Source organism: uncultured Propionibacterium sp. (assembly GCF_963539965.1).
Lineage (GTDB): Bacteria > Actinomycetota > Actinomycetes > Propionibacteriales > Propionibacteriaceae > Propionibacterium.
In genome coordinates this window covers 1-10,232 of record NZ_CAUTOU010000071.1, presented here as the reverse complement: position 1 = coordinate 10,232, position 10,232 = coordinate 1, and the positions used below count along the sequence as shown (strand labels likewise).

Genomic DNA, 10,232 nt, shown 5'->3' with positions numbered 1-10,232 from the left:
CTCGACGTCCGTCCGCTCGTCCTCGTGCGCCGCTTCGCCGCGGCGCCGGCCGGGCGTCCACTCGGTGCCGGCCACGACGAGCGCCGCCACCACGACGAGCAGGGCGCCGAGGGCGAGCGCGTTGTCGGAGTCGGTCTCGCGGGCCAGGTAGATCTGCAGCGGCATCGTGCGGGTGACGCCCTGCAGCGAGCCGGCGAAGGTCAGCGTCGCGCCGAACTCCCCCAGGCAGCGGGCCAGCGACAGCGCGGTGCCCCTCGCCAACGCCGGTACGACGAGGGGGAGCGTGATGCAGCGCAGCACCCTGGTGGGGCCGGCGCCGAGCGAGGCGGCCGTCTCCTCCACGCCCTCCGGTCGCGAGCGCAGGGCGGCCTCGAGGGTGATGACGAGGAAGGGCAGCGAGACGAAGACCTGCGCCATGACCACGGCCAGGGTGGTGAAGCCGACGCGGATGCCCCAGACCCCGTCGAGCGCCTGCCCGAGCAGGCCCCTGCGCCCGAAGGTGGTCAGCAGCGCCAGGCCGGCCACCACCGGCGGCAGCGACAGTGGCAGGGCGACGAGCACCCGGACGGCCCGCACCCCGCGCCACCTCCGGGCGAGCACGACCGCCAGCGGAACGCCCAGCACCAGGTCGACGGCCGTCGCGGCGGCGCAGGTGCGCAGGCTCAGCCACAGGGCGTCGCGCGAGGCCTCGCTGCCGATGAGCTCCACGAACCGGTCCCAGGGGACGGCCGCGCCCATCCCGGCGAGGGGGATCACCAGGTAGAGCGCGCCCAGCGCCGCCAGCGCCGCCAGCCAGGCCGGGACCGGGGCGGGCGATGCGGCGCGCCGGGCGCGTGCTCCCAGTCGGTGCCTCACCGATCCGCCCCGGACGGCTCAGGAGGCCGGGGCGAAGCCGTGCTCGTCGAGCGTCGCCCGGCCGGCGTCTGACAGGACGTAGTCGACGAACTGCTGGGCGAGCTCGGCGTGCCGGCTCTCGTTGACGGTCGCGATCGGGTAATGGTTGACGACCTGGTCGGCGCCGGCGATCGGCACCTCGGTGACCTTGTCACCGGCCTCCTTGGCGTCGGTGCGGTAGACGATGCCGGCGGTGGCATCGCCCCCGGTGACCTTGCCCACGACGTCGGTGACCTGCTGCTCCTCGCTCACCGGGTCGAGCGTGACGCCGAGCCTCTCGGTCAGCTGCTGCGTGGCCGAGCCGCAGGGCACCTCGGGCGCGCAGATGACGAGCTGGGCGGCGTCGAGCGAGGAGTCCAGGCCGGTGACCCCCGCCGGGTTGCCGGCGGGCGTGATGATGGTCAGGACGTTGGTGGCGAACTCGGTGGCGGCCCCGACGGTGCCGGCGTCGGTGGCCTTGCTCATCGTCGAGGTGTTGGCGGTGGCCAGCACATCGGCCGGGGCGCCCTGGTTGATCTGGTCGACGAGGGTCTGCGAGCCGGCGTAGTTGAACTGGACGTCGACGCCGGGGTGCTCGGCCTCGAAGGCGGCGGCCATCTCGTCGTAGCTGGCCGTCAGCGAGGCGGCGGCGTAGACGGTCAGGACGGTGGTGCCAGCGGACGACGACGCCCCGGAGGACGAGTCCTCGGACGAGCAGCCGACCATGGCGGCCGACAGTGCGACGGCCGCGCCCGCGGCCAGGATGCGGTGGATGGCTTTCATGACACTCCTCGTGTGTTCGTGTCGTGCGTTCATGCCCGTCGGGTCAGCACTGCCCCGACAGGCGCCGGACCGCCGGGATCATTCCCGGCGGCTGGCCCCGCCGCCCGGCTCCGGCTGCCGGGTCAGGACCGGCTAGGAGGTGACGGGCAGCTCGATGGAGACGTTCGTCGCCTTCACCTGGGCCACCGCGATGGAGCCCACCTCGAGGCCGAGGGCGTCGACGGCTTCGGTGGAGACGAGCGAGACGATCCGGGAGTTGCCCGCGACGAGGTCGACCTGGCTCATGACCGGGTCGGACCTGATGGCGGTGACGATCCCCTGGATGTGGTTGCGCGCCGACTCGAACCGCGACCCGTCCTCGAGGCCGGTGTGCTCGCGCTGCTGGGCCCGCAGATGCTCGGCGAGCGAGGCCCCGTCGACGCGCAGCACACGCCGGTCGTCCTGCCGGGCCTTCACAGCGCCGGAGCCGATCCAGCGCCGGATCGTGTCGTCCGAGACACCGAGCAGTCTGCTGATGTCGGAGATGCGATGCATGGGCACGGGGGCAATATAGCAAGATCGGGGACACGCGCGGAGATCATCCGCATCGCCGGAACCCGTTGGGGGCCCCGTGCGGGGCGCCGGCGGGACCGAGGCCGCGGTCGGGAGCCGGTCAGCTCTCGGCGAGCTGGATGTAGACGTGGCGCAGCAGCGGCAGCAGCACGTCGAGGGTGTCGCTCATGCCGCCCCTGGAGCCCGGCGAGCAGACGAGCAGCGCCGCATCGGAGTCCTTGCCGGTGACCCCGACGACCTCGCGTGAGAGCGGGGCCAGCGGGCTGTGCTCCATGCCATGGGAGCGGATCCGCTCGGCGACACCGGGCAGCTCCACCTCGACCAGCTCCCGGATGGCCTCCGGCGCGTCGTTGTTGCGGCGGAAGCCGGTGCCGCCCAGCACGATGACGAGCCGGCGCCCGGAGGCGATCGAGGCGCGGAGCTCCTCGTCGACCGCCCTCCTCCGCTCGGGGATGACGCTGACCGCCGCGTCGGAGAGGCCCTCGGCCAGCAGCCTGTCGCGGCAGGCCTCGCCGGCCGTATTGGGGCGCTCGCCGGACAGCACCCGATCGCTCATGACGATCACGGAAGCGGCGACCGTGGACAGATCGTAATCATTGTCATTGCTGCTGGGCATCAGGCGTCCTCTCCCCCACGGCTGCGGGACGGCTGCTCGTACGCGGTCTTCGACCACCCTAGCCATCGGCGAACGGGGCCGAAGACGCCCGCGCCGGCAGGGGACCCGCTCAGCCGCCCAGGCGCCCGGCCCACCAGGCCAGGTCCGCCGGGCCGTCCAGGTCGCGGCACTCGCCGGCCGGCGCGGACACCTCGATCAGATCGAGGACGCGCAGCGTCCGCGCCACACCGCGGCCCCGCACCCGCACGCTCCCCAGCAGCCCGACGAGCCGGTCGCGCCGGTACAGGCCCTGCAGGTACTGCCGGTAGGGCTCGGGCTCGCCCCCGACGATGACGGCGCCCTCCCCCGGCCGCTCGGCCAGGGCCCGCACCAGGCGCGGTGCGAGCTCCCCGATCGCCGGGGTGTCGACCCCGCACACCAGCACCCACTCGCACGGGCCCGCCGGGGGCGGCAGCGCGTCCAGGCCCGCCGCGATACCGGCCAGCGGCCCCCCGCCGGGCGGGTCCTCAAGAATGCGGGGGCAGCCGTCCGGCGCCTCGACCGAGTCCGGCGCGACGACGACGAGCGCCCCGTCCACGACGTCCCTCAGGGCCCCCGCCACCCGGTCGAGCAGCCGCCGCCCGCCCAGGACGATGTCGGCCTTGCTCACCCCGCCGAGCCGCTCGCCGGTGCCGCCGGCCAGTACGACGGCGTGGACGGCGCCGTCCGGCCGTGGAATCACACCCATGCCCCGATCATGCCGCGTCCCGCGCCCACGGCGAACCCGGCCCGCGCGCCCCTCGGCCCGGCCGTGGTGCGGTTAGAGTCGCAGACATGAGCGCGCAGCAGCACGGCCCCCTCACGGGCGCCCTGACCGACCGCTTCGGCCGTGTCGCCCGCGACCTGCGCGTCTCGCTGACCGACCGGTGCAATCTCCGCTGCAGCTACTGCATGCCCCCCGAGGGCCTGGACTGGCTGCCCGCCGACCGGACGCTCACCGACGGCGAGGTCGTCCGCCTGTGCCGTATCGGCGTGGAGCTGCTGGGCATCCGCAAGATCCGCTTCACCGGTGGCGAGCCGCTGCTGCGGCGCGGTCTCGAGACGATCATCGCCGCCGCCGCGACGCTGCGCACCGACCGGGGACGCGCCCCCGAACTGGCCCTGACGACCAACGGACTGGGTCTCGACCGCCGCGCGCAGGACCTCGCCGCGGCGGGTCTGGACCGCGTCAACGTCTCGCTCGACACGCTCGACCCGGCGCACTACGCGCAGATAGCCCATCGCGACCGCCTGCCCGACGTGCTGGCCGGCATCGCCGCCGCCCGGCGCGCCGGCCTGGCCCCGGTGAAGGTCAACGCCGTCGTCCTGAAGGGGGTCAACGACGCCGACGCCCCGGCGCTGCTCGACTTCTGCCTGGCCGAGGGCGTCCAGCTGCGCTTCATCGAGCAGATGCCGATCGGCCCGATCGAGACCTGGGACCGCGGCCGGCTCATCACCCGCGAGGACGTCCTCGCCCTGCTCGGCACGACGCACCGCCTGGAGCCGGCGCCCGTCACCGATCCGCACGCCCCCGCGCGCCTGTGGCAGGTGGACGGCGACCCCGCCCGTACCGTCGGCGTCATCGCCTCGGTGAGCGAGCCGTTCTGCGGGGCCTGCGATCGCACCCGTCTGACGGCCGACGGCCAGATCCGCAGCTGTCTCTTCGCGGTGGGCGAAACGGACCTGCGCGCGCCCCTGCGCCGCGGCGCCGACGACGCCGAGATCGCCCGCCTCTGGGCGGACGCGATGCGGGCCAAACCGGCCGCCCACGGGCTGGACGGCGAGGAGTTCGCCGTGCCCAGCCGCACCATGAGCCGCATCGGCGGGTGAATCTCCCCTGACCGGACGGGAATGACCCGCGCGCTCCCGTTCCCGGCGGCGGCCCGCGCCCCCGGGCCCCGGCGGGCAGGGCGCCCGGGCCCCGACCGGGCCGGGGCGGGAGGAAGCGGACGGCGCCCCGGCGGGATCGGCGCCGGGGACCCCGGCACCGATCGGCAGCCGATTTGGCGGCCGGTGCCGACCAACGGCTATTTTTGTCTCAGGAACACCGGACTAAATCGCCGTGGCTCGCCGCCGTGCCCGCGCGTCACCCGGCGCGAAGACCCGAGAGAGATTGGGAGGGAGCGCATGTCCGCCACGAAGAACCAGGCCGCAACGGGAGCATCCAGGCACACGGTCACCGACTGGAACCCCGAGGACGAGTCCAGCTGGGACGCCGGGCTCGCCTGGCGCACCCTGGCGATCTCGACGTACTCGATGATCCTGGCGTTCTGCGTCTGGTTCCTCGTCAGCACCATCGCCCCGAGACTCAACTCGATCGGCTTCCGCCTCACCACGGGCCAGCTCTACTGGCTCACCGCCATGCCCGGCCTGTCCGGTGGCATCATCCGCCTCATCTGCATGTTCCTGCCGCCGGTCATCGGCACCCGCAGGATGGTGGCCTGGAGCTCGCTGCTGTACGTCATCCCGATGCTCGGCTGGTTCTTCGCCGTGCAGAACCCCGGCACCGGGTTCGGCGTCCTCATCGCCCTGGCGATCGCCTGCGGCATCGGCGGCGGCACCTTCTCGGGCTACATGCCCAGCACCGGGTACTTCTTCCCCAGGCGCCTGTCGGGCACGGCGCTCAACATCCAGGCCGGCGTCGGCAATCTGGGCATGTCGGTCATCCAGATCGTCGGCCCGATCCTCATGACCTTCGGCCTGTTCGGCATCACCTGGATCGCCCCGCAGCGCACGGACGGCGGCGACCTGCGGGTGTTCAACGCGGCGATCTTCTTCGTGCCGTGGTCGGTCCTGGCCGCCGTCCTGTCGTTCGTCCACCTCAGGGACGTGCCGGTCAAGGCCAACTTCCGCCAGCAGATCGACATCTTCGGCAACCCGAACACCTGGCTGATGACCCTGCTCTACGTCATGACCTTCGGCCTGTTCAGCGGCTTCAGCGCCCAGTTCGGCCTGCTCATCAACAACACCTACGGCGCGACGAGCGGATTCGCCGGCATGGCCCACCTGCCCGCCGGGGCCGCCTACGCCTTCCTCGGCCCGCTCATCGCCTCGGCCGTCCGCGTCGCCTGGGGCCCGCTGTGCGACCGCTTCGGCGGCGCCGTCTGGACCTTCGTCTCGGGCGTCGGGGTGGCCCTCACCCTCGCCTGGGCGGCCCTGTTCCTCAACCCGAGCGACCCGGGCCAGTTCCCCGGATTCCTGTGGGCGATGCTCGCGTTCTTCTTCTTCAGCGGCATCGGCAACGCCGGCACCTTCAAGCAGATGCCGATGATCATGCCCAAGCGCCAGGCCGGCGGTGCCATCGGCTTCACGGCCGCCATCGCCTCGTTCGGCCCGTTCTTCGTCGGCGTGGCCCTGTCGGGCATGCCGGCCAGCACCTGGTTCTGGATCTGCGCGGTCTACGCCGCGGTCTGCGCCCTCATCTGCTGGATCCAGTACGCCCGTCCGAAGGCGCCCTTCCCCGGCTGACCCGGCCGGGCCCGCCACGTCAGAGCCCGATCCGCCCAGGAGCCCCACCATGAGCACCGACATCAACGACAGCCCCGCCGCCGGCGGCGGGCAGACCAAGGCCTCGCCGCTGCTCCGCATGGGCAGCTGGCTGCGCCGCGGCAGGACCGACGCCTCCGGCCGGCAGATCTTCCTGGAGGGCGGGCGCGACGCCGACGCCTTCTACCGCCGGCGCTGGAGCCACGACAGGATCGCCCGCTCCACGCACGGCGTGAACTGCACCGGCTCCTGCTCGTGGCAGGTCTACGTCAAGGACGGCATCATCACCTGGGAGTCGCAGTGCACCGACTACCCCGGTACGGGGGCGAACATGCCCGAGTACGAGCCGCGCGGCTGCCCGCGCGGCGCCTCGTTCAGCTGGTACGAGTACTCGCCCACCCGCATCAGGTACCCGTACGTGCGCAGCGTCCTGCTCGACGCCTACCGCGAGGCCAGGCAGCGCCTCGGCGACCCGGTGGAGGCCTGGGCCGACGTCGTCTCCGACCCGGTCAGGTCGAAGGCCTACAGGAGCGCCCGCGGCACCGGCGGCATGGTCCGCGTGAGCTGGTCCGAGGCCACCGAGATCGTGGCGGCCGCCTATGTGCACACGATCAGGGCCTTCGGCCCCGACCGCATCGCCGGCTTCTCGGTGATCCCGGCCATGAGCATGCTCTCGTACGGGGCCGGATCCCGCTTCCACGAGCTCATCGGCGCGACGATGCTCAGCTTCTACGACTGGTACGCCGACCTGCCGCCGGCGAGCCCGCAGGTCTTCGGCGACCAGACCGACGTGCCCGAGTCCGGCGACTGGTTCAACAGCCAGTACCTCATCATGTGGGGCTCGAACGTGCCACTGACCCGCACCCCCGACGCCCACTTCATGGTCGAGGCCCGCTACCACGGCCAGAAGGTCGTCGTCGTCAGCCCCGACTTCGCCGACAACACGAAGTTCGCCGACGACTGGCTGCGCGTGGCCCCCGGCACCGACGGCGCCCTGGCCATCGCCATGGGCCACGTCATCCTCAACGAGTTCCACGTCGGGCGCCGCGAGCCCATGTTCCTGGACTACATGAGGCGCTTCTCCGACGCGCCCTTCCTCATCGAGCTGGAGGAGGCCGGCGCCCGGGCCGACGGCCTCCCGGGCGGGGCGCGGGCCCTCGTCCCCGGCAAGTTCCTGACCGCCGACAAGATGCCCGCCGGCACCGCCGAGCGCACCGAGAACGCGGCCTTCCGCCCGCTCGTGCTCGACGTCGACGGCACGGTCAAGGATCCGGGCGGCACGCTCGCCGACCGCTTCGGCGCCCAGGGCGCCGGCCACTGGAATCTCGACCAGGACGGCGTCGAGGCGGTCGTGTCGCTCATGGACACCGACGACTGGGAGCCGGCGCAGATCCTGCTGCCGCGCTTCGACCTGCCCGCCCGTCCCGGCCAGGCGAGCATCGGCGGCGGCGTCGTGAGCCGCGGCGTACCGGCCCGTCGCATCAACGGCCGCCTGGTCACCACCGTCTACGACGTCCTCCTGGCCCACTACGCCGTCGGTCGCGGCGGCCTGCCCGGGGACTGGCCCACCGGCTACGACGACGCCTCCGCACCCGGCACCCCGGCCTGGCAGGCCGAGCTGACCGGCGTCGAGGCGGGCGCGGCCGTCAGGATCGGCCGCGAGTTCGCGCTCAACGCCATCGAGTCGGGCGGCCGCTCGATGATCCTCATGGGGGCCGGCACCAACCACTACTTCCACGCCGACACGATCTACCGGACCTTCCTGGCGCTCACCACGATGTGCGCCACGCAGGGCGTCAACGGCGGCGGCTGGGCCCACTACGTCGGTCAGGAGAAGGTGCGCCCGATCACCGGCTGGGCGAACTACGCCTTCGCCCTCGACTGGCAGCGCCCCGCCCGCCAGATGATCGCCACCGGCTGGTACTACCTGACGACCGACCAGTGGCGCTACGACGGCGCCCGGGCCGAGCGCATGGCGAGCCCGCTGGGCGCGGGCGCGCTGGCCGGCAAGACGACGGCCGACTGCCTCGTCGAGTCGGCCCAGCGCGGCTGGATGCCGAGCTATCCGACCTTCGACCGCTCCCCGCTCGCCCTGGGCGACGGGGCCGCGAGGGCCGGCATGGAGCCGGGCGAGTACGTCGCCGCCGAGCTCGCCGCCGGCCGTCTGCGCTTCGCAGCGGCCGACCCCGACGCGCCCGAGAACGTGCCGCGCATCCTGGCGAACTGGCGCACGAACCTGCTCGGCTCCTCGGCCAAGGGCACCGAGTTCTTCCTGCGCCACATGCTGGGCGCCGACAACGACGTCAACGCCGCCGAACTGGCGCCCGGGCAGCGCCCTGCCACGATGACCTGGCGCGAGGAGGCCCCGGCGGGCAAGCTCGACCTGATGTGGACGGCCGACTTCCGCAACACGAGCACCACGCTGCACTCGGACGTCGTCCTGCCGGCCGCCACCTGGTACGAGAAGAACGACCTGTCGAGCACCGACATGCACCCGTTCGTCCACCCGTTCACCCCGGCCGTCGACCCGCCGTGGGAGGCCCGCACCGACTTCGAGCTCTACCGCACGCTGGCCCACCTCGTCTCGCGCATGGCCGTCGAGCACCTGGGCACGCACATCGACGCCGTCGCCGCACCGCTCGGCCACGACAGCCCCGACGAGATGACGACCCCGGGCGGCATCGTGACCGATCGCGAGGCCTGGATCCCGGGCGTCACGATGCCGAAGATCGCCGCCGTCGAACGCGACTACACGAGGATCGGCGAGAAGTACGACACCCTCGGCCCGCTGACCGAGGGGGCCGGCATGGGCACGAAGGGCATCGTCTACCACCCCGACCGCGAGGTGGACGAGCTCGGCGACCTGGGCGGCCGGGCGCGCAGCGGCGCCGGCGAGGGCCGTCCGCTGCTGGACACCGCCGAGAAGGCGATCGACGCGATCCTGGCCCTGTCGGGCACGACGAACGGCCGCCTGGCCACGCAGGGCTTCCGCACGCTCGAACAGCGCACCGGCACGCGCATGGCCGACCTGTCCGCCGGCGACGAGGAGAAGCGCATCACCTTCGCCGACGTGGTCGCCCAGCCGCGCGCGGTCATCACCTCGCCGGAGTGGTCCGGCTCCGAGCACGGCGGCCGGCGCTATTCGGCGTTCGTGCAGAACATGGAGCGCAGCAAGCCGTGGCACACGCTGACGGGCCGCCCGCAGTTCTACGTCGACCACGACTGGATGCGCGACATGGGCGAGTGCCTGCCGGTGTTCCGCCCGCCGGTGAACCTGCAGCAGCTGTACGGCGAGCGCCCGGTGGGCTACCGGGGCGTCTCGGCCGAGGGCACGGCCGAGGTGGCCGTGCGCTACCTGACGATCCACAACAAGTGGGCCATCCACTCGCAGTACTACGACAACCCGTACATGCTCACGCTGGGCCGCGGCGGCCAGACGATCTGGATGAGCCCGGCCGACGCCGCCGGGATCGGGGTGCGCGACAACGAATGGGTCGAGGCGTACAACCGCAACGGCATCGTGACGGCGCGCGCAGTCGTCAGCCACCGCGTGCCGGAGGGCACGGTGTTCATGCACCACGCCCAGGAGCGCGTGGCGAACACCCCGCTCACCGAGCGCAGCGGCCGCCGGGGCGGCATCCACAACTCCCTGACCCGCATCCTCATCAAGCCGAGTCATCTCATCGGCGGCTATGCGCAGTTCTCGTACGCGTTCAACTACTACGGCCCCACCGGCAATCAGCGCGACGAGGTCACGCTGATCCGCCGTCGCAGCCAGGAGGTGCGGTTCTGATGAAGGTCATGGCCCAGATCGCCATGGTGATGAACCTGGACAAGTGCATCGGCTGTCACACCTGCTCGGTCACCTGCAAGCAGGCGTGGACCAACCGCGAGGGCACCGAGT

General features: G+C 72.5%; 8 protein-coding genes. 3 read left to right on the top strand and 5 right to left on the bottom strand.

Annotated features, from left to right (window positions below; translation table 11 throughout):
* The 5 genes from R2N01_RS09930 to R2N01_RS09910 all read right to left on the bottom strand — a co-directional run.
* A partial coding sequence (locus tag R2N01_RS09930; RefSeq protein WP_316670716.1) for an ABC transporter permease occupies window positions 1-855 on the bottom strand: 855 nt, incomplete at its 3' end.
* An 18-nt stretch (window positions 856-873) separates the two neighbouring features.
* Window positions 874-1,656: a molybdate ABC transporter substrate-binding protein gene (gene modA / locus R2N01_RS09925; protein ID WP_399553276.1), complete on the bottom strand. Its 783-nt coding sequence runs from the start codon at window positions 1,654-1,656 to the stop codon at window positions 874-876.
* 132 nt (window positions 1,657-1,788) lie between these two features.
* On the bottom strand, window positions 1,789-2,190 hold the full coding sequence (locus tag R2N01_RS09920; RefSeq protein WP_316670718.1) for a TOBE domain-containing protein: 402 nt from the start codon (window positions 2,188-2,190) through the stop codon (window positions 1,789-1,791).
* A 118-nt stretch (window positions 2,191-2,308) separates the two neighbouring features.
* On the bottom strand, window positions 2,309-2,824 hold the full coding sequence (locus R2N01_RS09915; RefSeq protein ID WP_316670714.1) for a molybdopterin-binding protein: 516 nt from the start codon (window positions 2,822-2,824) through the stop codon (window positions 2,309-2,311).
* Between the two features lie 109 nt (window positions 2,825-2,933).
* Window positions 2,934-3,551 (bottom strand): NTP transferase domain-containing protein, encoded by a 618-nt coding sequence (locus tag R2N01_RS09910; RefSeq protein ID WP_316670713.1) that lies wholly within the window; start codon window positions 3,549-3,551, stop codon window positions 2,934-2,936.
* Between the two features lie 86 nt (window positions 3,552-3,637).
* Here R2N01_RS09910 and moaA point away from each other — a divergent pair, with 86 nt between their 5' ends.
* From moaA to R2N01_RS09895, 3 genes are all read left to right on the top strand, one after another.
* Window positions 3,638-4,672 carry a GTP 3',8-cyclase MoaA gene (moaA, locus tag R2N01_RS09905; RefSeq protein WP_316670711.1) on the top strand — a complete coding sequence of 345 codons (1,035 nt, stop codon included), beginning with the start codon at window positions 3,638-3,640 and terminating at the stop codon, window positions 4,670-4,672.
* 297 nt (window positions 4,673-4,969) lie between these two features.
* The gene (locus R2N01_RS09900) at window positions 4,970-6,310 is read left to right on the top strand and encodes an MFS transporter (protein ID WP_316670709.1); all 1,341 of its coding nucleotides are present in this window, start codon (window positions 4,970-4,972) and stop codon (window positions 6,308-6,310) included.
* A gap of 49 nt (window positions 6,311-6,359) precedes the next feature.
* Entirely contained in the window at window positions 6,360-10,121 is a 3,762-nt protein-coding gene (locus R2N01_RS09895) for a nitrate reductase subunit alpha (protein WP_316670708.1), read from the top strand.
* Window positions 10,122-10,232: the final 111 nt, after the last annotated feature.

Bases quoted from the DNA above. Each gene is read 5' to 3' on its own strand.
- R2N01_RS09915 (WP_316670714.1), bottom strand. From the start codon at position 2,824: ATGCCCAGCAGCAATGACAATGATTACGATCTGTCCACGGTCGCCGCT.
- R2N01_RS09920 (WP_316670718.1), bottom strand. From the start codon at position 2,190: ATGCATCGCATCTCCGACATCAGCAGACTGCTCGGTGTCTCGGACGAC.
- R2N01_RS09900 (WP_316670709.1), top strand. From the start codon at position 4,970: ATGTCCGCCACGAAGAACCAGGCCGCAACGGGAGCATCCAGGCACACG.
- modA (WP_399553276.1), bottom strand. From the start codon at position 1,656: ATGAAAGCCATCCACCGCATCCTGGCCGCGGGCGCGGCCGTCGCACTG.
- moaA (WP_316670711.1), top strand. From the start codon at position 3,638: ATGAGCGCGCAGCAGCACGGCCCCCTCACGGGCGCCCTGACCGACCGC.
- R2N01_RS09910 (WP_316670713.1), bottom strand. From the start codon at position 3,551: ATGGGTGTGATTCCACGGCCGGACGGCGCCGTCCACGCCGTCGTACTG.
- R2N01_RS09895 (WP_316670708.1), top strand. From the start codon at position 6,360: ATGAGCACCGACATCAACGACAGCCCCGCCGCCGGCGGCGGGCAGACC.